Genomic DNA, 22,305 nt, shown 5'->3' on the forward strand with positions numbered 1-22,305 from the left:
AACAGAGGCTGCAGGATGGCGAACACCCCTTACACAGAGTCCTATTACGCCGCATCGGCCAATGCGGTCCCGCCGCGTCCGTCTTTGCAAGGCGAGGTCGAGACTGATGTCTGCGTGATCGGCGCCGGTTATACCGGACTGTCCTCGGCGTTGTTCCTGCTGGAGCACGGCTTTCGGGTGACGGTGCTGGAAGCGGCCAGGGTGGGTTTCGGTGCGTCGGGGCGCAACGGTGGGCAAATCGTTAACAGCTACAGCCGCGATATCGATGTGATCGAGCGCAGTGTCGGCCCCCGGCAGGCCCAGATGCTGGGGCAGATGGCGTTCGAAGGTGGGCGGATCATTCGTGATCGGGTGGCCAGGTACAACATCCAATGCGATTTGAAGGACGGCGGCGTGTTTGCCGCCATCACCCCCAAACAGATGGGCCACCTGGAATCCCAGAAGCGCTTGTGGGAGCGATTCGGGCACACGCAGCTGGAGTTGCTCGACCAGCGCCGCATTCGCGAGGTCGTGGCGTGCGATCAATACATCGGTGGCATGCTCGACATGAGTGGCGGGCACATCCATCCGCTCAACCTGGCGCTGGGCGAAGCGGCGGCCGTGGAGTCGTTGGGCGGCACCATTCATGAACAGTCGCCGGCAGTACGCATCGAACGCGGCGCCAGCCCGGTCGTCCACACGCCACAGGGCAAAGTCAGGGCCAAGTTCATTATCGTGGCGGGCAACGCCTACCTGGGCAACCTGGTTCCGGAGCTGGCGGCCAAATCGATGCCTTGCGGTACGCAGGTGATTACCACCGAACCCTTGGGCGATGAGTTGGCGAAAAGCCTGCTGCCCCAGGACTATTGCGTGGAAGACTGCAACTACCTGCTCGACTATTACCGCCTGAGCGGCGACAAGCGCCTGATTTTCGGCGGCGGCGTGGTGTATGGCGCACGAGACCCGGCGAACATCGAAGCGATCATACGTCCGAAGATGCTCAAGGCGTTCCCGCAGCTCAAGGATGTGAAAATCGACTACGCCTGGACCGGTAATTTCCTCCTGACCCTGTCACGTCTTCCTCAGGTCGGAAGACTGGGCGACAACATTTATTACTCCCAGGGCTGCAGCGGCCATGGCGTTACCTACACGCACCTGGCGGGCAAGGTCCTGGCCGAGGCATTGCGCGGTCAGGCAGAACGTTTCGACGCCTTTGCCGACCTGCCCCACTACCCGTTCCCGGGTGGGCAACTGTTGCGCACCCCGTTTGCTGCGCTGGGTGCGTGGTACTACGGATTGCGCGACAAACTCGGGTTCTAATGCGCTAAAAAAATGCCCGTATCTGCTGATACGGGCATTTTTTATTTGCTCACAAAGCCTTTACCCAGCGATGGCGCGGTCCGCCGACAGTTTGCCAGCCCCTTCGATCAGCACCGCAATGCTGCCACCGAGCAACGCCAGGGCGAATTCATAGCCGTTGTTGGCCATGAACAGGCCGTTGCTGATATGAACCGTAAAGATCGCCACCAGTGAAAGGAAGGTCAGGCCCAATGCTGCCGGACGTACCAGCAAGCCGATGATCAATGCCAGGCCGCCGAAGAACTCGGTACCGCCCGCCAGCGTCGCCATCAGGTAGCCCGGTGTCAGGCCGATGCTTTCCATGTACTGCGCGGTGCCCGCCAGGCCATAGCCACCCAATGCCCCGAAGAGTTTTTGCGAACCGTGGGCGGCGAAGATGATGCCGACGACAATCCGCAAAACGGTCAGGCCGTAGCCAGCGCGGGTAAACAGTACCTTGTTGATCAGTGTGCTCATGCTGTGTCATCCCTAAAAGAGTGTGTGTTGGTTGGCCGCTATATTAATCAGTAAATCTCATGTTAAAAGCGTAAAAAATCCGCCATAACAATCAGTTTATTCGATCATTTACGAAGGGCAACTTTTTGCCCCTGGGGCTCCAACGACTCCCGCTCCCGATCGAACGCCAGGTAATACTTGTTCACGCTATTAACATAGCTGACAGGTCCCATTCCCACCTGCTCCATGGCGATGCGCTCCACCTGGAAAAACCACTGGTTGGGGTTCAACCCGCGACGCCTGGCTTCCGCGCGCATCCCTTGCACCCGCTCCGGGCCGATGTTGTAGGCCGCCAGCACAAAGGCCATGCGCTCGCGCTCATTGAGCTTGGGGCTGGCAAAGAACTTGCGGCGGATCATCGCCAGGTACTTGGCCCCGGCCTGCACATTGGCATCGAGCTCATGAATGTTGCTGACGCCCACCCGCTGCGCCGCTGACGGTGTGATCTGCATCAGGCCGGTTGGCGCACCGCCACTGCGTGCCGAGGGCTGCAGGCCGGACTCCTTGAACGCCAGCGCCGCCAGGTTCAGCCAGTCCATGTCCTGGGCACTTGCATGTTTCTGCAGCACCGGCCGCAGCTTTTCCAGGCGCTGGCGGTCAGCCTTGGCCAGGGGATAGTGGACCTGGTACTGGCGTCGATAGATCCGCAGGAACGCAGCATCCTGGTCCGACGGCTTTTTATAGCCTGCCAGGAAACGATCGATGCTGGCGCGCAGCATTGACGCATCGCGGCGCACGAACCAGAACTCTTCGCCTGGCTCGCTGATGAGCACCTGGCGATCGACTCGTAATTTCGGCAGGATCTTGCCCCAGCGCTCGGCGATCGGTTGCTCGACGATGGTCAGGTGAAATATCCCGCCCTGGACCATCTCCAGCACATCCTCGACCGCCAGGCTCGGGTCGACCCACTCGATCTTGACCGGCGGCAATTTGTGCAGCGCCAGCTTCTGATTGATCTGGCTGATGGCGTCACCGGCGGCGCTGCCGTTGGGCAACGCCAGGGTTTTACCCGACAGTTGTTCAAGACGGGTATAGCGACGTTCGCCCTTGATCCCCACCAGCACCAACGGGATGTTACTGGCAACGGGCTCACTGCTGCTGACGGCGAAGCCTGGCTGCAAATCCAGCAACTCGCCGGGAGCCACAAGGTCGCCCTCCCCACGCTGCAATGCGCCGAGCAGTTGATCCTTGGCTCTGGGAATGATCTTGAGGGTAATTTCCTGGCCGTCGCGGGCATGGCCGTTGAGGTATTGCTCGAAAGCACGCAAGCGATGGTATTCGACGCCGATGGCCTGGCCCTGGACTTCGCCGGAGCTGTTACGGCTCTGATTGACCAGCACGCGCAGCACGCGGCTGCTGCGGATGTCCGTCAGGTCACGCACCTTGGTCGCCGGTACGGCTTGCAGCGGCCCGGGCAGACGCGCAACCGCCGACATCGGCAGCAGCAGCGAGCAACACAGCAGTAGCAAAATCGAGGGACGAATCATCCACTCTCCGCAAAGAATTCAGGTCGACTGCATGAATGGCTTCACGCAATCAAGCGACAGAAACAGAGCGCCCTGAAGCGCTGGCAATGCGCGAAAGACTGGCACAATGATGGCAGCGTCACCACCCAGACTTCTTCGCGGCATTAAGAGACAGCGATAACCTGTTGTAGTTCTTGGCTTTTCTTATAAATCCTGGGCTCTGGTATGCTTTGCGGCCCTGGGCCCGAGGTAGCACCATGCAACTCATCGATATCGGCGTCAACCTGACCAACCCCAGTTTTGCCGACAAGCACCAGGCTGTACTGGACCGCGCCTATGCCGCCGGGGTCTGCCAATTGGTGCTCACTGGCACCAGTGTCGAGGGCAGTGAGCAGGCACTGGAGTTGTGCCAGCAACTGGACGAAACAGCGCAACGGCTGTTCGCCACCGCCGGCGTTCATCCCCACGCGGCCAGCGACTGGAATGCCGACAGCGCGCGTCGCCTGCGCAGCCTGCTGAAGGAAGCGAACATCGTCGCGATTGGTGAATGCGGCCTGGATTTCAACCGCGATTTTTCACCGCGCGCACAACAGGAGAAAGTCCTCGAAGAACACCTGGCGCTGGCGGTAGAACTGCAAATGCCAGTGTTCCTGCACGAACGCGATGCGAGCCAGCGCCTGCTGGAAATCCTGCGCGACTACCGCGATCAATTGCCGGCCGCCGTGGTGCATTGCTTCACCGGCGAAAAGAAAGCCCTGTTCAGTTACCTGGACATGGATTTGCACATCGGCATCACCGGCTGGATTTGCGATGAGCGCCGAGGCACGCATTTGCACCCGCTGGTCAAGGAGATCAAGCGTGGGCGGTTGATGCTGGAGAGCGATGCGCCATACCTGTTACCGCGCAGCCTTCGGCCCAAACCGAAAAACGGTCGCAACGAGCCGGCGTATCTGACGGAAGTCTTACGTGAGGTGGCCTTGCACCGCGGGGAAAGCCAGGAAGACCTGGCCGCCCACAGTACGGCGTGCGCGCGGGCGTTCTACGGGCTGCCCAGCGTGGATTGAACGCGGGCCCGGATCGGGCCCACGCTACGACTGCGGTCTTAGTGACTGCTGCGCAACATTTCCTTGGGCACGTATTTGCCGATCTCGAACTTGCCGATCGCCGCGCGGTGCACTTCATCCGGGCCGTCAGCCAGGCGCAGGGTGCGTTGCATGGCATACATATAGGCCAGCGGGAAATCGTTGGACACCCCTGCCCCGCCATGGATCTGGATCGCCCGGTCGATTACGCGCAAGGCCACGTTTGGCGCCACCACTTTGATCTGCGAAATTTCACTCTTCGCCACTTTGTTTCCGACGGTGTCCATCATGTACGCCGCCTTGAGCGTCAGCAGGCGAGCCATGTCGATCTCCATCCGCGAATCGGCGATCTTGTCGATGTTGCCGCCCAGACGCGCCAGGGGTTTGCCGAACGCGGTACGGTTCACCGAGCGTTTACACATCAGTTCCAGCGCACGTTCCGCCATGCCGATCGAACGCATGCAGTGGTGAATCCGGCCCGGGCCAAGACGACCCTGGGCAATTTCGAAGCCGCGCCCTTCACCCAACAGGACGTTTTCGTACGGCACCCGGACATTTTCAAACAGCACTTCAGCATGGCCGTGAGGTGCATCGTCATAGCCGAACACGGGCAACGGACGCACGATCTTCACGCCGGGGGTGTCCACCGGAACCAGAATCATCGAGTGCTGCGCATGGCGCGGCGCGTCGGGATTGCTCAGGCCCATGAAGATCAGGATCTTGCAACGCGGATCGCACGCGCCGGAGGTCCACCATTTCTTGCCGTTGATCACCCACTCGTCACCCTGGCGCTCGGCACGGGCGGCCATGTTGGTGGCGTCGGAGGACGCAACGTCTGGTTCGGTCATGGCGAACGCTGAGCGAATCTCGCCGCGCAACAAGGGTTCGAGCCAGCGTTGTTTCTGTTCTGCGTTGGCGTAGCGCACCAGTACTTCCATGTTGCCAGTGTCTGGCGCCGAACAGTTGAACGGCTCAGGCCCCAGCAGCGAACGCCCCATGATCTCCGCCAGCGGAGCGTATTCAAGGTTGGTCAGGCCAGCGCCGAGCTCGGACTCAGGCAGAAACAAATTCCACAGGCCTTGAGCCTTGGCCTTGAGTTTGAGTTCTTCCATGATCGCGGTCGGCTGCCAGCGGTCGCCCTCGGCGACCTGGCGCTCGAATACCGCTTCGGCGGGATAGACATAGGTGTCCATGAACGCGGTCACGCGCTCACGCAGTTCTTGCACCTTGGGCGAATAAGCGAAATCCATGGGCAGCTACCTTCTTGCGGGAGGTTGTTTAGGTCATGCAATCGATGCTAGAACAGCCATGAAAATTTACCTAGCCTATTCTTGGCGTGTATAAACATTCATCACCGATATATGATCGACTGATAGCCAAGGCTACCGTCCACACAATAAGAGAGCCGCGTAAATGAATCTGAGCAAGGTCGACCTCAACCTTTTCATCGTCTTCGACGCGATCTACACCGAAGCCAACCTGACCCGTGCTGGCCAGATCGTCGGGATTACCCAACCTGCGGTGTCCAACGCGCTGGCCCGCCTGCGCGAGACCTTCAACGATCCATTGTTCGTGCGCACCGCCCAAGGCATGGTGCCAACACCCATGGCGCAAAACATTATCGGCCCGGTGCGCAACGCGCTGTCACTGCTGCGCGTTTCGGTACAGGAAAGCCGCATCTTCAATCCATTGCAGGCAGTCAAGACCTACCGCATCAGCATGACCGACCTCACTGAAGCCGTGATCCTGCCACCGCTGTTCCAGCGCTTGCGCCGCCTTGCGCCGACGGTCATCATCGAAAGCTTTTTGTCCAAGCGCCGCGAGACCACCAAGGAACTGGCCGCGGGCCGACTCGACTTCGCCGTGGATGCACCACTCAACACCGACCCGCAGGTGCGTCACGTCAAGTTGATGGAGGATCGCTACGTGTGCGCCATGCGCAAAGGGCACCCGCTGGCGGGCAAGGAAAAATTCACCCTCGATGATTACCTGGGACTGACCCACATCCACATTTCCAGCCGTCGCAGCGGCCTGGGTTATGTCGACCTGGCCCTCGGCAAAATGGGCATCCAGCGCAAGATCGCCCTGCGCTCCCAGCATTACCTGATGGCCTCGCAGGTGCTTCAGCAGACCGATATGGTCATGACCGTGCCGGAACGCTTCGCGCGCCGCAACGATTTGCACGCCTTTTATCTGCCGGTCAACGATGTGCCCCCGGTGGAAACCCACCTTTACTGGCACGAAAGCACTGACCAGGACCCGGCGAACCGCTGGATGCGCGAGCAGATGATCGAGTTGTGCCAGCAGGTGACGGCGCAGGAGAAGAAGCTGGAGAAGGTGTAGGACGCTGGACCGCAGCGCCTTCTTCGCGAGCAGGCTCGCTCCCACATGGGTCTCCAGTGAACACAATATTTGTGTCAGACAGAGATCCCCTGTGGGAGCGAGCCTGCTCGCGATGGGGCCAGCGAGGTTACTGAAAAACCCTGCCCCTTGACGTAAACGTCAACCTGCCATTAGCTTAGCGCCATGACCTTTTGCGAGCGCGCCCATGAGCAGCCAGACCTACAGCATTTCCGACCTCGCCCGTGAGCTCGACATCACCACCCGGGCCATTCGCTTCTATGAAGAACAAGGTTTGCTCAGCCCCGAGCGACGTGGCCAGGAACGCATCTACTCACCCCGCGACAAGGTCAGCCTGAAGTTGATCCTGCGGGGCAAGCGTATCGGTTTTTCCCTGGCCGAGTGCCGCGAGCTGATCGAGCTCTACGATCCTTCCAGCGGTAACACCAAGCAACTGCACAGCATGCTGGCGAAAATCAGCGAGCGTCGGGAACAACTGGAACAGCAGATGCTGGATATCGAGCAGATGAAACTGGAGCTTGATACGGCTGAAGAGCGCTGTGTGCAGGCGCTGGAACAAACCCTCAAGAATCAGGAATCGGTTCAATAGATCCACACAAATCGAATGTGGGAGCGGGCTTGCTCGCGAATGCGATTTGTCATTCAACATTGATGTGGGCTGAACTGGCGTATTCGCGAGCAAGCCCGCTCCCACATTAGATCACCGCTCACCCAATACTTCAGGTGATTCTTATGTCCCTACCAACCCACGTACGCATTGTCGAAGTCGGCCCTCGCGACGGTTTGCAAAACGAAGCCCAACCCATCAGCGTTGCCGACAAGGTGCAGTTGGTCGACGCACTGACGGCGGCGGGCCTTGGCTATATAGAAGTCGGCAGTTTCGTCTCGCCCAAGTGGGTACCGCAGATGGCGGGTTCCGCCGAGGTGTTTGCGCAGATCCAGCGTAAACCCGGCGTGACCTATGGCGCTCTCGCCCCCAACCTGCGCGGCTTTGAAGATGCCCTTGCCTGCGGGGTCAAGGAAGTCGCGGTGTTCGCCGCGGCGTCCGAAGCGTTTTCCCAGCGCAACATCAACTGCTCGATCAGTGAAAGCCTGGAGCGATTCGCCCCCATCATGGAGGCCGCCAAGCAGCATGGCGTCAGCGTGCGCGGTTACGTGTCCTGCGTGCTGGGCTGCCCCTATGAGGGTGACGTCGCACCCGAGCAAGTTGCACGGGTCGCACGGGAACTCTATGCCATGGGCTGCTACGAGGTGTCGCTGGGCGACACCATCGGCACCGGCACCGCGGGCGCCACACGCAAGATGTTCGACGTGGTGTCGGCCGATGTGCCCCGGGAAAAACTCGCCGGGCACTTCCACGACACCTACGGCCAGGCCATGGCCAATATCTACGCCAGCCTGCTGGAAGGTATCTCGGTGTTCGACAGCTCCATCGCCGGCCTTGGTGGCTGCCCCTATGCCAAGGGCGCCAGCGGCAACGTCGCCACCGAGGACGTGGTTTACCTGCTCAACGGCCTCGGGATCGAAACCGGAATCAACCTGGATGCACTGATCCTGGCCGGCCAGCAAATTTGTACCGTGCTGGGGCGCCCCACCGGTTCCCGTGTAGCGAAGGCGCGCAGCGCACACTGAGTGTGCGGGCGTGTCGGGGTGTTACCGCAGACACAAAAGCGTGGGCACAAACGAGTAACACGGAAACAAAACGTAGGGTTTTCCCTGATGCCGAAAACCCTACAAAACACCAAGTGCTTGTTTTTAAAGGTTTTTTAAAAGTTGGCACGGCTTCTGCTATATCTATCGCATAACAAGAATAAAAAAATTGCGGCAAACCCAATAAAAACAAGACGTAACGACTCTGACATAACAAAAACAACACGGCAGAGACGCAGCTAACAGATTTTTTTGGAGAAGATGTGCTTTTCAGGGTGCTTTTCGGAGTTACCCGCAACCGGGCAGAGAACAATAAAACTACCTTCAGGTAGCTCCCGAACTGGTTGGATCGCTAAGCGAAAAAGTAGATCAGCGCTCAAAAAAATACGTTTGCTCTTGATTCCGGATGGGGATCGACAAAAACAGCGGTAAAGGGCCACGGTTACCAAAAACAAAAACAAACCGCCCCTCAATAATAAAAAAAGAGCACGCGCAACGAAAATTAAAGGGGAGCTTCGGCTCCCCTTTGTGCTGTCTGCGATTTGGATTATTCAGTGCCACCCCTGTGGGAGCGAGCCTGCTCGCGAAAGCGGTGGTTCAGCCGACATCCATTTTGGATGTGTTATCGCCTTCGCGAGCAGGCTCGCTCCCACAAGGGGATGAGTCAGGCTTTATTGATGCGCAACTCCTCGATACTGATCTCGCGCATCCTGAATTTCTGGATCTTGCCCGTCACGGTCATTGGAAACTCATCCACGAACTTGAAGTAGCGCGGCGTCTTGAAGTGCGCGATGCGCTCCTTGCACCAGGCTTGCAGCTCCTGCTCGGTGGCGCTATGGCCGGGGTGGAACTTGATCCAGGCAACGATCTCTTCACCATAACGCGAGCACGGAATGCCGATCACCTGCACATCGGCCACCGCCGGGTGGGTGAAGAAGAACTCTTCCAGCTCGCGCGGATAAATATTCTCGCCACCACGAATGATCATGTCCTTGTTGCGCCCGGCAATGCACACGTAGCCCTCCTCATTCATGCTGGCCAGGTCACCGGTGTGCATCCAGCCGGCCTGGTCGATGGCTTCCGCCGTACCTTGCGGGTTGTTCCAGTAGCCGAGCATCACACTGTAGCCGCGAGTACAGAGCTCACCGATGGTGCCACGGGGCACCAGATTGCCCGCTTCGTCGATGATTTTGCTTTCCAGCTGTGGCTGGGTACGGCCGACAGTGGTCACGCGCAACTCGAGGTCGTCCGAGGGACCTGTCTGCAACGACACCGGGCTGGTTTCCGTCATGCCATAGGCAATCTGCACTTCGTTCATGTGCATTTCATTGATGACCCGGCGCATGACCTCGATCGGGCAAGTCGCCCCGGCCATGATCCCGGTGCGCAGGCTCGACAGGTCGAACTCGGCGCGTTGTGGCTGATCGAGCATGGCGATGAACATGGTCGGCACACCGTAGAGCGCGGTGGCTTTTTCTTCGGCGACAGTGCGCAGGGTCAGCAGCGGATCGAACGCGTCGCTGGGGTAGATCATGGTGCTGCCGTGGGTGATGCAACCGAGGTTACCCATGACCATGCCGAAGCAGTGGTACAACGGCACCGGGATCACCAGACGGTCGACGGCGCTCAGGCCCAGGCTCTCGCCGACCATGTAGCCATTATTGAGAATGTTGTAGTGGCTGAGGGTCGCGCCCTTGGGGAAGCCGGTCGTGCCGGAGGTGTACTGGATGTTCACCGCCTGATCGAAGTGCAGGCTGTCCTGGCGTTCATGCAATTGCTCGACCGATACGCTGCCCGCCAGCCCGGTCAATTGCGACCAGGGCAGGAAACCCTGCGGCGGCTGCGCGTCGAGGCTGATCACGCCGCGCAGTTCCGGCAGGCGCTCGCTGTGCAATTTGCCGATGGCTTGCCCTGCCAGCTCCGGCACCAGGCCCTGCAGCATGGCGTGATAATCGGAGGTCTTGAAAGACCCGGCGCTGACCAGCCATTGGCAGCCGGACTGCTTCAACACGTATTCGAGTTCGGAACTGCGATAGGCCGGGTTGATGTTGACCAGGATCACGCCAATCTTCGCGGTGGCGACCTGTGTAATGCACCACTGGGCACAGTTAGGCGCCCAGATGCCAAGGCGGTCGCCGGCCTGCAGGCCCAGCGCCAATAACGCCCGGGCATGCAGGTCTACCGCATCGGCCAATTGTCGCCAGGTGTAGCGCAGCTGTTGATGGCGCACGACCAGCGCTTCCCCGTTCGGGTACTTTGCCACGGTATTGTCGAACGCCTGGCCGATGGTCATCGCCAGCAAGGCTTTGTCCTGGGAACCACGGGTGTAACTGCGTTGCGGGCTTGCACTGGGTTGATCCATGACGACCCCTATTGTCTTTATTGATGGGCTACCGACGGATACCTGTAGGAGCAGCCGGTCGACGCTCGAATGCTCGCGAAAGTCGTCAACAATAACGCGTGTTTTCTGAATAAACGCTTCAGCCTTGCGTTCATCGCGAGCATTCGAGCGTCGACCGGCTGCTCCTACAGGAACCTGCCTCTACTCTCGCTCAAGTTGACGTTAACGTAAAGGGCGATTGACAGCCATTCGTCACAGGTTTACGTTAACGTAAAGGTGAGAGCCAAAACACTGCCCTCCCCGCCCAACAAAAAAGCCAAAAGGTGACCCATGAGCTACCCATCCCTGAACTTTGCCCTCGGTGAAACCATCGACATGCTGCGCGATCAGGTCCAGTCCTTCGTCGCCAAGGAGATCGCCCCGCGCGCCGCTCAGATCGACATCGACAACCTGTTCCCCGCTGACCTGTGGCGTAAATTCGGCGACATGGGCCTGCTGGGCATCACCGTGCCGGAAGAGTACGGCGGCGCCGGCCTGGGCTACCTGGCGCACGTGGTTGCGATGGAAGAAATCAGCCGTGGCTCGGCTTCTGTAGCCCTGTCCTACGGCGCGCACTCCAATCTCTGCGTCAACCAGATCAACCGCAATGGCAACCACGAACAGAAATCCAAGTACCTGCCCAAGCTGATCAGCGGCGAGCACATCGGCGCCCTGGCCATGAGTGAGCCTAATGCCGGTTCCGACGTGGTTTCGATGAAGTTGCGCGCCGACAAACGCGGCGACCACTACGTGCTCAATGGCAGCAAGACCTGGATCACCAACGGCCCGGACGCCAACACCTACGTGATCTACGCCAAGACCGACCTGGAAAAAGGCCCTCACGGCATCACCGCCTTCATCGTCGAGCGCGACTGGAAAGGCTTCAGCCGCAGCAACAAGTTTGACAAGCTCGGCATGCGCGGCTCGAACACTTGCGAGCTGTTCTTCGATGACGTCGAAGTGCCGGAAGAAAACATCCTCGGCGCGCTTAACGGCGGCGTGAAGGTGCTGATGAGCGGACTCGACTACGAACGCGTCGTGCTTTCAGGCGGCCCGACCGGGATCATGCAGGCCTGCATGGACCTGATCGTGCCCTACATCCACGACCGCAAGCAGTTCGGCCAGAGCATCGGCGAGTTCCAGCTGATCCAGGGCAAGGTTGCCGACATGTACACCCAGCTCAACGCCAGCCGCGCCTACCTGTACGCCGTGGCCCAGGCCTGCGAGCGCGGCGAAACCACGCGCAAGGACGCTGCCGGCGTGATCCTCTACAGCGCCGAACGCGCCACGCAAATGGCCCTCGACGCGATCCAGATTCTCGGTGGCAACGGCTACATCAACGAATTCCCGGCCGGGCGCCTGCTGCGTGACGCCAAGCTGTACGAAATCGGCGCGGGTACCAGTGAGATCCGTCGCATGCTGATCGGTCGCGAACTGTTCAACGAAACCCGCTAAACGGAGCTGTCCATGGCTATCCTGCATACCCAGCTCAACCCCCGTTCGGCGGAGTTCGCGACCAACAGCGCGGCGATGCTCAAACAGGTCGATGCCCTGCACACCCTGCTTGCCCAGGTGGCACAAGGTGGCGGCCCGAAAGCGCAAGAACGCCACACCTCCCGGGGCAAGCTGCTGCCGCGCGAGCGCATCAACCGCCTGCTCGACCCGGGTTCGCCATTTCTGGAGATCAGCCAGTTGGCCGCCTACGAGGTGTACGGCGAAGACGTTCCCGCCGCTGGCGTGATTGCCGGGATCGGCCGCGTGGAAGGCGTCGAATGCATGATCGTCGCCAACGATGCCACGGTAAAAGGTGGCTCGTACTACCCGCTGACAGTGAAAAAGCACCTGCGCGCCCAGACGATCGCCCAGCAGAATCGCCTGCCGTGCATCTACCTGGTGGATTCCGGCGGCGCCAACCTGCCGCGCCAGGATGAAGTGTTTCCGGACCGTGAGCACTTCGGGCGGATCTTCTTCAACCAGGCCAACATGAGCGCCCAGGGCATCCCGCAGATTGCCGTGGTCATGGGCTCCTGCACCGCGGGCGGTGCCTATGTACCGGCCATGGCCGACGAGGCAATCATGGTGCGCGAGCAAGCGACCATCTTCCTCGCCGGCCCACCGCTGGTGAAAGCCGCGACGGGCGAAGTGGTCATCGCCGAAGACCTGGGCGGGGCCGATGTGCACTGCAAGATCTCCGGTGTGGCCGACCATTACGCCGAAAGCGACGAACATGCCCTGGCCATCGCCCGCCGCAGCGTTGCCAACCTCAACTGGCGCAAGCTGGGTGAAGTGCAGCAACGCGCACCGATCGCCCCGCTCTACGCCAGCGACGAGCTGTACGGCATCGTGCCGGCCGATGCCAAGCAACCGTTCGACGTGCGTGAAGTAATTGCACGGCTGGTGGACGGCTCGGTGTTCGACGAATTCAAAGCGCTGTTCGGAACCACGCTGGTGTGCGGTTTTGCCTACCTGCACGGTTACCCGATCGCGATCCTGGCCAACAACGGCATTCTCTTTGCCGAAGCTGCACAGAAAGGTGCGCACTTCATCGAGCTGGCTTGCCAGCGCGGCATCCCGCTGCTGTTCCTGCAGAACATCACCGGGTTCATGGTCGGGCAAAAATACGAAGCCGGCGGCATCGCCAAGCACGGGGCGAAACTGGTGACCGCCGTGGCCTGCGCCAAGGTGCCGAAGTTCACCGTGATCATCGGCGGCAGCTTCGGCGCCGGTAACTACGGCATGTGTGGTCGGGCCTACGATCCACGTTTCCTGTGGATGTGGCCGAACGCGCGCATCGGCGTGATGGGTGCCGAACAGGCAGCCGGCGTGTTGGTGCAGGTCAAGCGCGAGCAGGCCGAGCGTGGTGGTCATGGTTTCAGTGCCGAGCAGGAAGCCGAGATCAAGCAACCGATCCTCGACCAGTACGAAGAACAGGGCCACCCCTACTATTCCAGCGCTCGCCTGTGGGATGACGGCGTCATCGACCCGGCCCAGACCCGCGATGTCCTGGCACTGGCCTTGTCCGCGTCGTTGAACGCACCCATCGAACCGAGCCGCTTCGGCGTGTTCCGGATGTGATTTTTTTGTAGGAACGGGCTTTTGTGGCGAGGGGATTTATCCCCGTTCGATTGCGCAGCAATCGCCACCAATCGTGAGCGAGCCAGTTCCCACAAAGACCGTGGAGAAGGATGAATATGAGCGACTTCAACACCCTCGAACTGCTGACCGACCCGCGTGGCTTTGCCACGCTGTGGCTCAGCCGTGAAGAAAAGAACAACGCCTTCAACGCCCAGATGATCCGCGAACTGATCCTCGCCCTGGACAAGGTGGCCAGCGATGCCAACCTGCGTTTCCTGCTGGTGCGTGGTCGCGGCAAACACTTCAGCGCCGGCGCCGACCTGGCCTGGATGCAGCAATCGGCTGAACTCGATTACGCCACCAACCTCGACGACGCCCGAGAACTGGCAGAGTTGATGTACAACCTCGCCAAGCTGAAAATCCCGACCCTGGCCGTGGTGCAAGGCGCGGCGTTCGGCGGCGCCCTGGGCCTGATCAGTTGCTGTGACATGGCCATCGGCGCCGATGACGCGCAGTTCTGTCTGTCGGAAGTGCGTATCGGCCTGGCACCGGCCGTGATCAGCCCGTTCGTGGTACAAGCCATGGGCGAGCGCGCCACCCGACGCTATGCCTTGACCGCTGAGCGCTTCGGCGGGCAACGGGCACGGGAGCTCGGCCTGTTGTCGGAGAGTTACCCGACGGCCGAGCTGGAACAGAAAATCGAACAGTGGATCGACAACCTGCTGCTCAACAGCCCGGCGGCCATGCGCGCCAGCAAGGACCTGCTGCGTGAAGTCGGCGACGGCACGCTGACCCCGTCCCTGCGTCGCTACACCGAGAACGCCATTGCCCGCATCCGCGTCAGCCCGGAAGGCCAGGAAGGCCTGCGCGCCTTCCTGCAAAAACGTCCGCCGAGCTGGCAAGCCGCAACCACCACCAAGGAGCCGCGTTGATGAGCGCACCTGTCCTCACTACCCTGTTGGTGGCCAACCGCGGCGAAATCGCCTGTCGGGTAATGCGCACCGCCAAAGCCCTGGGCCTGACCACCGTGGCTGTACACAGCGCCACCGACCGCGATGCCCGACACAGCCGTGAAGCCGATATCCGTGTCGACCTCGGCGGCAGCAAGGCCGCCGACAGTTACCTGCAAATCGACAAGTTGATTGCCGCCGCCAAGGCCAGCGGTGCCCAGGCGATCCATCCCGGCTACGGTTTCCTCTCCGAGAATGCCGGGTTCGCCCGCGCCATCGAAGCCGCTGGCCTGATCTTCCTCGGCCCGCCCGCCTCGGCCATCGACGCCATGGGCAGTAAATCCGCGGCCAAGGCCTTGATGGAAACCGCTGGCGTGCCGTTGGTACCGGGCTATCACGGTGAAGCCCAGGACCTCGAGACCTTCCGCGACGCCTGCGAACGCATCGGCTACCCGGTGCTGCTCAAGGCCACGGCCGGTGGCGGCGGCAAGGGCATGAAAGTGGTCGAGGACGTCAGCCAATTGGCCGAAGCCCTGGCCTCGGCGCAACGTGAAGCTCAATCGTCGTTCGGCGATTCGCGGATGCTGGTGGAGAAGTACCTGCTCAAACCCCGCCACGTGGAGATCCAGGTGTTCGCCGATCAACACGGCAACTGCCTGTACCTCAACGAACGCGACTGCTCGATTCAGCGTCGGCACCAGAAAGTCGTCGAAGAAGCGCCGGCGCCCGGCCTGAGCCCTGAACTGCGCCGCGCCATGGGCGAAGCGGCCGTGCGTTCGGCTCAGGCCATCGGTTACGTCGGTGCTGGCACCGTGGAATTCCTGCTGGATGCCCGCGGCGAATTTTTCTTCATGGAGATGAACACCCGCCTGCAGGTCGAACACCCGGTAACCGAAGCCATTACCGGCCTCGACCTGGTGGCCTGGCAGATTCGTGTGGCCCGCGGCGAAGCCTTGCCGATGACCCAGGACCAGGTGCCGCTGAACGGTCACGCGATTGAAGTGCGCTTATACGCTGAAGATCCGGCCAATGACTTTTTGCCCGCTACCGGTCGCCTGGAACTGTATCGCGAATCCGCGCCGGGTGCGGGTCGCCGGGTGGACAGCGGCGTTGAAGAAGGCGATGAGATTTCGCCGTTCTACGACCCGATGCTCGGCAAGCTGATTGCCTGGGGTGAGGACCGTGAGCAGGCGCGCTTGCGACTGCTGGCCATGCTCGACGAATTCGCGATTGGCGGGCTCAAGACCAACATCAACTTCCTGCGGCGAATCATCGGTCATCCGGCGTTTGCCCAGGCCGAACTCGATACCGGGTTCATCCCCCGTTACCAGGAACAGCTTTTGCCACAACCTGCGGCACTCAGCGACGCGTTCTGGCAAGCCGCCGCCCAGGCATTCGCCCAGAGCCTGCACAGCCCATCGCGCAGCGATGACCCAAGCTCGCCGTGGGCTATCGGCAACGGTATGCGCGCCGGTTTGCCCGCGCAAATCACCCTGCACCTGAGTTGCGAGGGCCAGGACCGCGCGTTGACGCTGGGCAACCCCCAATCCCAAAGCGCCCGACTCAAGGGCGAGCAGTTGCTGACCGAGCACGAAGGCGTGCGTCGCCAGCACCGGGCGATCCGCCGTGGCGACTGTGTCTACCTGCAATGGGAAGGCGAACTGCGCCGCATCGAGACCTACGACCCGATCACCGCCGTAGAAGCCAGTCACGCCCATCACGGCGGGCTCACCGCCCCCATGAATGGCAGCATCGTGCGCGTGCTGGTGGAGGCCGGGCAAACGGTCGAGGCCGGGGCGCAACTGGTGGTGCTGGAGGCCATGAAGATGGAGCACAGCATCCGCGCACCCCACGCCGGTGTGATCAAGGCGCTGTATTGCCAGGAAGGCGAGATGGTCAGCGAAGGCAGTGCCCTGGTCGAACTGGAAGAAGCCTGACAGGCAGGCCGGCCCCGCGCATGACGCGGGCCGGCCTGGCTAGAATTTCACGGTTGCCTGGACCACCACGCCGATAATTCGGCACTCGTCGGTGAACAGGCTTTTCGGGTAGGTCGGATTGAGCGGGACCAGGTAACGCTGCCCGCCCTCCTCACTCAACTTGCGAAAAATCGCCTCGCTGCTGTCCGGCCATTGCGCGATCACCAGCTTGCCCGGCACCGCGTCCACATCCGGGTCCACCAGGATCAACATGCCCTCGGCAACGCTGGGACCGCTGGGAGCGGTCATGGCATCGCCAACCACCGTCAGCCAGAACGCCGCGCCTCGAGCGTGGTAGTCAGACAGTTCGAAACGGTACGGCGCCCGCTCGCCATCGCGCACCTGCACGGTGTCCCGCCAGTCACTGACCGGGTAGCGAAAGTACGGGTTGTACTTTTGCGTCAGGCAGACCTCATCGTCCTGTTCCTGCCCATGTTCGCGAATCACCAGCGCCACTTCGAGAAAATCCAGGCCCAGGGCCTGCAGCACGCGATTCATGTCGTCGATGCCAGGCTGACGGCGTTTTGTCAGCCAATGCCCGATGCCACCCTGGGACATCCCGAGGCGGTCGGCGAGTATTTCCTGAGTGATCTTGAGTTCACTCATCTTGGCCTTGACCAATGCTATCCATTTATCCATGTGCGGCACGATACGTGGGGGACCTCGGTCGACAAAACACAAAATGTAGTATTAATAGAATTGTCATAAATACGTAACGTATTAGGATGGGTAAACGGATCTGAATTTATCACGGAGTTCGCCTTGACCATGAATCCACCCAGCAACGACTTGCCCGACATGCAAATCGACACGTCCCTCAACTCACCCCAGGGCTCCGCCGCCGCACAGCGAGCATTGGATTATTACTTGAAACCAGCTATTGCAGAGGAAGCAGCGCCGGAGCGCCTCTTTGACGTAAACCGAAATATCAGCATCGAAGAAGCCCTGGTGCATGCTTCAGGGCTGCTACGTTGTGCGGCCGCCACTGCCTACGAGTCAGCCAGTCATTTGCACGGGGCACATCGGGACCTGGCGCTCTCGACCGTGCATATGATCGACATGGCAAAGGCAATGGTGAACCGCTCCCTGGAGGGCGGCCAGAAAGGCTAGTTGGAGGAGTACCGGGACAGAAGGACAGGAAAGAATTTTCCCGACGCGCAGCCAAAATCGTTTGACTTGCAAACGAGAATGATTATTATTGCATCAGCTGATCGCGAGATCAGTCGATGGACCAGGGACCTTAGGTCGGTCGCCTGGACTATCTCCTCATCAGGCTAATCACGGTTTTTGACCCGGCTTTTTGCCGGGTCTTTTTTTGCCAGTTTTCTGGCTTATGGCTTCAGGCTAATGAAGTCTTGATGTGTCGCAAATTCGATGGCGCGGATCATATCAAAACAACATTAGTTGGCAAGAGAAGCCTTCTGTCGAGGGGGCAAACTAATGGCAAATAGCACTTGAGAATCAATCGCATACTCTCTAAGCTGCGACGGCGTCAAGGAAGACGCCCCCTCAGCCTATCAATACACGGCTATATGCGAGTCCGCTCGCGGCTCGGTCCCGCCACACAGTACACCGGTGTCAGGATCGCGCAGGATGATCTGGCCCCGCCCGTAACTCGTGCGATCGCACACCACCTCGACTTCGTGCCCGCGCCGTGCCAGTGCCGCCGCCATGTCTCGCGAGGCGTCCTGCTCGATGCCAACCTTCAGTTCGCCCAACCATTGCCAGCGCGGTGCGTCCAGGGCCGCTTGTGGATTGAGCCCGAAATCCACCAGGTTCATGACCATCTGCACATGCCCCTGGGGCTGCATGTAGCCGCCCATCACGCCGAAAGGTCCCAGCGCTTCACCGTCCTTGCTGAGAAACCCGGGAATGATGGTATGGAAGGTCTTTTTCCCAGGTGCCAGGCAATTCGCATGGCTGGGATCAAGGCTGAATTCTTCGCCACGGTTTTGCAGGGCGATACCGCTGTCGGGCAGCACCACGCCGGAACCGAACCCGTGATAATTGCTCTGGATGAATGACACCATGTTGCCGTCGGCATCGGCGGTGGCCAGGTAGACGGTGCCACTGGCATGGGGATCGCCCGGCTTCGGTGCCGCCGCGCGTTCGCCGATCTGTGCCCGCCGGTGGGTGGCATAGGCGTCGCTGAGCAAATCGTCCACGGCAACCCGCATGTGCTGCGGGTCTGTGATGTAGTGCAGCCCATCGCTGTAGGCGAGCTTCATGGCTTCAAGTTGACGGTGCCAGGTCTGTTGGCTGTCACGGTGGTCGAATGCGAATCCTTCGAGAATCTTCAGCGTCATCAAGGCCACCAGTCCCTGGCCGCTCGGCGGAATCTCCCAGACGTCGACACCGCGGTAGTTAACCTTGATCGGCTCGACCCACTGGGCGCGGTAGTCTTGCAGATCACTGGCACGCAGGTAGCCGCCGGTGGCGCGCGAATGAGCGTCCAGGCGTTGCGCCAATGCGCCGCGATAGAAGCTTTCGCAACCGCTGGCCGCCAGCTCGCTCAAAGTGCGTGCCTGGGCCGGGTTGCGAAACAGTTCGCCTGCGCGCGGTGCACGGCCGTCAATCAGAAAGGTTTCGAACCAGCTGTCGAGCACGTCGCTACGATCAGGAGTGAAATCTTCCAGTGCGGTTTGCCACTGCAAGGCAACCACCGGCGATACCGGAAATCCATCCCGCGCCAGGCTGATCGCCGGCTGCAACAGATCGGCAAAGGGCAGGCGACCAAACCGCGTGGACAGCTCAGCCCAGGCGGATGGACAGCCCGGCACCGTTACAGGCGTCCAGCCATGCAGCGGCATTTTTTCATGACCGGCCGCCCTCACCGCCTCGATGCTCAAGGCTTGCGGGGCTGCACCGTTGCCATTCAGGCCGTGCAGTTTGTCCTGGGTCCAGACCAACGCAAAGGCGTCGCCGCCAATGCCGCAACCGGTGGGTTCGACCACCGTCAGGGCCGCAGCCGTGGCAATCGCCGCATCGATGGCATTGCCTCCGCGCCGCATCATTTCAATTCCGGCTTCGGCGGCCAGTGGCTGGGAGGCGGCGACCATGCCGCGCTTGGCGAAGACACTTTGACGTTGCGACGCGTAGGGATACTCATGGGCAGAAAACTTGAACATGGCAGGACTCACACAAATGGGTTGGACAGACTCAAAGCACGCGACTGAGAAACGCTCGGGTACGGGCATGCTTCGGCTGGCTGAAGATCTGTTCGGGCGGCCCCTGCTCGATCAGTTCACCTTGATCGAGCACCACCACGCGGTCGGCCACCTCGCGGGCAAAACCCATCTCGTGGGTGACCACGACCATGGTCATGCCCTCCTCGGCCAGCTCCTTCATCACTTGCAGTACTTCGCCAACCGTCTCCGGATCCAGGGCGCTGGTAGGCTCGTCGAATAGCATTGCCTGGGGTTTCATCGCGAGCGCCCGGGCAATCGCCACTCGCTGCTGCTGACCACCTGACAACATCGAAGGATAGTGATCGGCTTTCTCCGCCAACCCCACGCGCTTGAGCAGCGCCCTCGCCTGATCCACCGCCGCAGCACGAGGCACGCCCAGCACCTGGATGGGCGCTTCGATGATGTTTTCCAGGGCGGTCATGTGCGGGAACAAATTGAAGCGCTGGAACACCATGCCGATGTCCCGGCGCTGACGCGCAATGTTGCGTTCCGAGTCGCGGGCCAGGCTGCCATCGGCGCGGGTGCGGTAGCCCATTGGCCGACCACCGACACGGATCTGCCCGGACTGAATGTCTTCGAGCAGGTTGATGCAGCGGATAAAGGTGGTTTTGCCGGAACCGGAAGCGCCGATCAGCACCACCACTTCACCGCGTTTCACTTGCAGTGAAATGCCCTTGAGAATTTCCAGGTCACCGAAAGACTTGTGGACATCCAGGGCTTCGATCACCAGTTCTTCACTCATGTGCGCCATCTCAACGCCCCCTCAGCAGTTTCATGGTGTTGCGGCCAAACATCCGGCTGGCAGCCGGTGCCGGGCGATCGGATTGACCGAAGCGTTTTTCCAGCCAGCGCTGGAAGAAGCCCCACAGCGTGGTCAAGGCCAGGAAGTAGATGGCCACGACCAGGTACAGCTCGAACACACGGAAAGTCGCCGAGGTCACCATTTGCGTGCTAAGCAGCAACTCCTGCACCCCGATGACGCTGACCAGCGTGGTGTTTTTCAACATCACGTTGAACTCGTTACCCAGCGGCGGCACGATCACCCGGAACGCCTGGGGCAGGACGATGCGCCGCATCAATTTGGCAAAGGTCATGCCCAGGGAGCGCCCGGCCTCGTATTGGCCCTTGTCCACCGCACCGATACCGGCGCGGATGATTTCCGCCATATACGCGCCTTCATTCAGGCCCAGGGCAATGATCGCCGCCTGGATGTTGCCCGGCACGATGAACCAGCCGAGATCCAGGTCCTCAAAACGGAAAATGCCCCCCGCCGCCAGTGCCGTGTACAGGAAGACGATCTGCACCAGCAGCGGCGTGCCGCGCATCAGCCAGACATAAAAACGCACCGGGTACTGCAACAGCGGGTTGCTCGACAGCTTCATCAACGCCGCGATCAACCCCAGGACGCAACCTAGCAACATCGCCGACACGCTGATCAGGCAGGTCAGCCACAGCCCCGTCAGGTAGACATCGCTGGGCTGCAACAGGTACTGCCAGAACACATCCCAATTGAAATTCATCCGCTTTGCCCTCAGTCCAGTTTGTCGCTGTCGACATGCCATTTACTGAGGAGCGCGGCGTAACTGCCGTCGGCGCGCATGCCTTGCAGCACCTCGGTCAAGGCCACAGTTAGCTGCGGGTCGCTTTTGCGCACGCCGAAGCCGGTAAGGATGCGGTTGAACGCCGGCACCGCCGACTGGAACAGGTCAGGCGCGAGTTGCTGATAATGGCCGGCGGATTCGACCGTGGTGCCGAACGCGTCCACCTGATTGATGCGCAAGGCCTGGAAGGCGTCGGCGTCGACGTTGTACACCACCAGTTTCATCGGCGCCTTGCCGGCCGCTTCGAGCTTTTCGTTTTCCTTGCCCAACAGCACCCGGATGGTCGAACCGTTGCTGACCGCGACCTTGAGCCCGGACAGGTCCTCCAGGGTGTTCACCGCTTTCGGGTTGCCCTTGGGCACCACGATGGATTGGCTGGAATACATGAAATTGACGATGTCGATCACCTCGCGGCGTTCGGGCTTGTCGAACAACTGATCGACGATCATGTCGCACTGCTGCGCCAGCAGCGCCGGGATCAGCCCGGCGAAAGGCGAGATGCGCCACTCGACTTTCTTGTCACCGAGGCGCTGGGCAATCGCCTCCCCCATGTCGACCTGCAGCCCAACCGGTTTCTGTTTCACGTCAAAGGACACCAACGGCGGTGAATCCATGCCGGAGCAATAGACGATTTTCTCGCTCTTGCTCAATCGCTCGGGTAACTCGGGGGCGGCGAGCGCCCATTGCGAACATAGACTCAAGGTGAACACGGCAACTAACGCGCAAGGCTTGTGCATGGCAAA

General features: G+C 60.6%; 19 protein-coding genes. 10 read left to right on the top strand and 9 right to left on the bottom strand.

What is annotated here, in order from left to right:
* Positions 1 to 15: 15 nt before the first annotated feature.
* Positions 16 to 1,299 (top strand): NAD(P)/FAD-dependent oxidoreductase, encoded by a 1,284-nt coding sequence (locus PSUM_RS30330; protein WP_083348714.1) that lies wholly within the window; start codon positions 16 to 18, stop codon positions 1,297 to 1,299.
* Between the two features lie 60 nt (positions 1,300 to 1,359).
* Here PSUM_RS30330 and PSUM_RS30335 read toward each other — a convergent pair whose 3' ends face one another.
* Together PSUM_RS30335 and PSUM_RS30340 are read right to left on the bottom strand one after the other, a co-directional pair.
* Complete coding sequence (locus tag PSUM_RS30335; protein ID WP_020800379.1) at positions 1,360 to 1,794, bottom strand: DoxX family protein; 435 nt, start codon at positions 1,792 to 1,794, stop codon at positions 1,360 to 1,362.
* A 104-nt stretch (positions 1,795 to 1,898) separates the two neighbouring features.
* Positions 1,899 to 3,320, bottom strand: coding sequence for an MltF family protein (locus PSUM_RS30340; RefSeq protein ID WP_020800378.1), 1,422 nt, complete (start codon positions 3,318 to 3,320; stop codon positions 1,899 to 1,901).
* Positions 3,321 to 3,556: 236 nt separating this feature from the next.
* Here PSUM_RS30340 and PSUM_RS30345 point away from each other — a divergent pair, with 236 nt between their 5' ends.
* Positions 3,557 to 4,363 (top strand): TatD family hydrolase, encoded by an 807-nt coding sequence (locus PSUM_RS30345; RefSeq protein ID WP_020800377.1) that lies wholly within the window; start codon positions 3,557 to 3,559, stop codon positions 4,361 to 4,363.
* Positions 4,364 to 4,401: 38 nt separating this feature from the next.
* Here PSUM_RS30345 and PSUM_RS30350 read toward each other — a convergent pair whose 3' ends face one another.
* Positions 4,402 to 5,631, bottom strand: a complete 1,230-nt coding sequence (locus tag PSUM_RS30350) for an acyl-CoA dehydrogenase (protein ID WP_083348713.1) — start codon at positions 5,629 to 5,631, stop codon at positions 4,402 to 4,404.
* A gap of 163 nt (positions 5,632 to 5,794) precedes the next feature.
* Here PSUM_RS30350 and PSUM_RS30355 point away from each other — a divergent pair, with 163 nt between their 5' ends.
* The 3 genes from PSUM_RS30355 to PSUM_RS30365 all read left to right on the top strand — a co-directional run bounded on the left by PSUM_RS30355 (position 5,795) and on the right by PSUM_RS30365 (position 8,374).
* Entirely contained in the window at positions 5,795 to 6,724 is a 930-nt protein-coding gene (locus PSUM_RS30355; protein WP_020800375.1) for a LysR family transcriptional regulator, read from the top strand.
* A 205-nt stretch (positions 6,725 to 6,929) separates the two neighbouring features.
* A complete protein-coding gene (locus tag PSUM_RS30360) occupies positions 6,930 to 7,331 on the top strand; it encodes a MerR family transcriptional regulator (RefSeq protein WP_020800374.1) in 402 nt (133 codons plus the stop codon).
* 143 nt (positions 7,332 to 7,474) lie between these two features.
* Positions 7,475 to 8,374 (top strand): hydroxymethylglutaryl-CoA lyase, encoded by a 900-nt coding sequence (locus PSUM_RS30365; protein WP_033041305.1) that lies wholly within the window; start codon positions 7,475 to 7,477, stop codon positions 8,372 to 8,374.
* 682 nt (positions 8,375 to 9,056) lie between these two features.
* On the opposite strand, the gene PSUM_RS30375 is transcribed toward PSUM_RS30365, so the two are convergent.
* A complete protein-coding gene (locus tag PSUM_RS30375; RefSeq protein ID WP_083348712.1) occupies positions 9,057 to 10,754 on the bottom strand; it encodes an AMP-binding protein in 1,698 nt (565 codons plus the stop codon).
* Positions 10,755 to 11,063: 309 nt separating this feature from the next.
* Between PSUM_RS30375 and PSUM_RS30380 the strand changes: the two genes are divergently transcribed.
* The 4 genes from PSUM_RS30380 (at position 11,064) to PSUM_RS30395 (ending at position 16,734) form a co-directional block, all read left to right on the top strand.
* Positions 11,064 to 12,227, top strand: coding sequence for an isovaleryl-CoA dehydrogenase (locus tag PSUM_RS30380; protein WP_020800371.1), 1,164 nt, complete (start codon positions 11,064 to 11,066; stop codon positions 12,225 to 12,227).
* Between the two features lie 12 nt (positions 12,228 to 12,239).
* Positions 12,240 to 13,847, top strand: a complete 1,608-nt coding sequence (locus PSUM_RS30385; RefSeq protein ID WP_083348711.1) for a carboxyl transferase domain-containing protein — start codon at positions 12,240 to 12,242, stop codon at positions 13,845 to 13,847.
* 116 nt (positions 13,848 to 13,963) lie between these two features.
* Positions 13,964 to 14,779 carry a gamma-carboxygeranoyl-CoA hydratase gene (locus PSUM_RS30390; RefSeq protein ID WP_008057202.1) on the top strand — a complete coding sequence of 272 codons (816 nt, stop codon included), beginning with the start codon at positions 13,964 to 13,966 and terminating at the stop codon, positions 14,777 to 14,779.
* Positions 14,779 to 16,734 carry an acetyl/propionyl/methylcrotonyl-CoA carboxylase subunit alpha gene (locus tag PSUM_RS30395; protein ID WP_083348710.1) on the top strand — a complete coding sequence of 652 codons (1,956 nt, stop codon included), beginning with the start codon at positions 14,779 to 14,781 and terminating at the stop codon, positions 16,732 to 16,734. Before PSUM_RS30390 ends, PSUM_RS30395 begins: the two co-directional genes overlap by 1 nt.
* 39 nt (positions 16,735 to 16,773) lie before the next feature.
* Here the strand turns inward: PSUM_RS30395 and PSUM_RS30400 are convergent, their stop codons facing one another.
* The gene (locus PSUM_RS30400; protein ID WP_033039783.1) at positions 16,774 to 17,412 is read right to left on the bottom strand and encodes a LexA family protein; all 639 of its coding nucleotides are present in this window, start codon (positions 17,410 to 17,412) and stop codon (positions 16,774 to 16,776) included.
* A gap of 129 nt (positions 17,413 to 17,541) precedes the next feature.
* Here PSUM_RS30400 and PSUM_RS30405 point away from each other — a divergent pair, with 129 nt between their 5' ends.
* On the top strand, positions 17,542 to 17,883 hold the full coding sequence (locus PSUM_RS30405; protein ID WP_042955801.1) for a DUF6124 family protein: 342 nt from the start codon (positions 17,542 to 17,544) through the stop codon (positions 17,881 to 17,883).
* A 407-nt stretch (positions 17,884 to 18,290) separates the two neighbouring features.
* Here the strand turns inward: PSUM_RS30405 and PSUM_RS30410 are convergent, their stop codons facing one another.
* Genes PSUM_RS30410 through PSUM_RS30425 form a run of 4 tightly spaced genes read right to left on the bottom strand, consistent with a single transcriptional unit; the run spans position 18,291 to position 22,299 of the window.
* Positions 18,291 to 19,901, bottom strand: a complete 1,611-nt coding sequence (locus PSUM_RS30410) for a gamma-glutamyltransferase family protein (RefSeq protein ID WP_020800366.1) — start codon at positions 19,899 to 19,901, stop codon at positions 18,291 to 18,293.
* A gap of 31 nt (positions 19,902 to 19,932) precedes the next feature.
* The gene (locus tag PSUM_RS30415) at positions 19,933 to 20,712 is read right to left on the bottom strand and encodes an amino acid ABC transporter ATP-binding protein (RefSeq protein WP_042955799.1); all 780 of its coding nucleotides are present in this window, start codon (positions 20,710 to 20,712) and stop codon (positions 19,933 to 19,935) included.
* Between the two features lies 1 nt (position 20,713).
* Positions 20,714 to 21,481 (bottom strand): amino acid ABC transporter permease, encoded by a 768-nt coding sequence (locus PSUM_RS30420; protein WP_020800364.1) that lies wholly within the window; start codon positions 21,479 to 21,481, stop codon positions 20,714 to 20,716.
* 11 nt (positions 21,482 to 21,492) lie between these two features.
* Positions 21,493 to 22,299: an ABC transporter substrate-binding protein gene (locus tag PSUM_RS30425; protein ID WP_008057220.1), complete on the bottom strand. Its 807-nt coding sequence runs from the start codon at positions 22,297 to 22,299 to the stop codon at positions 21,493 to 21,495.
* Between the last annotated feature and the right edge of the window lie 6 nt (positions 22,300 to 22,305).

This window comes from Pseudomonas umsongensis, from assembly GCF_002236105.1.
Classification (GTDB): domain Bacteria; phylum Pseudomonadota; class Gammaproteobacteria; order Pseudomonadales; family Pseudomonadaceae; genus Aquipseudomonas; species Aquipseudomonas umsongensis.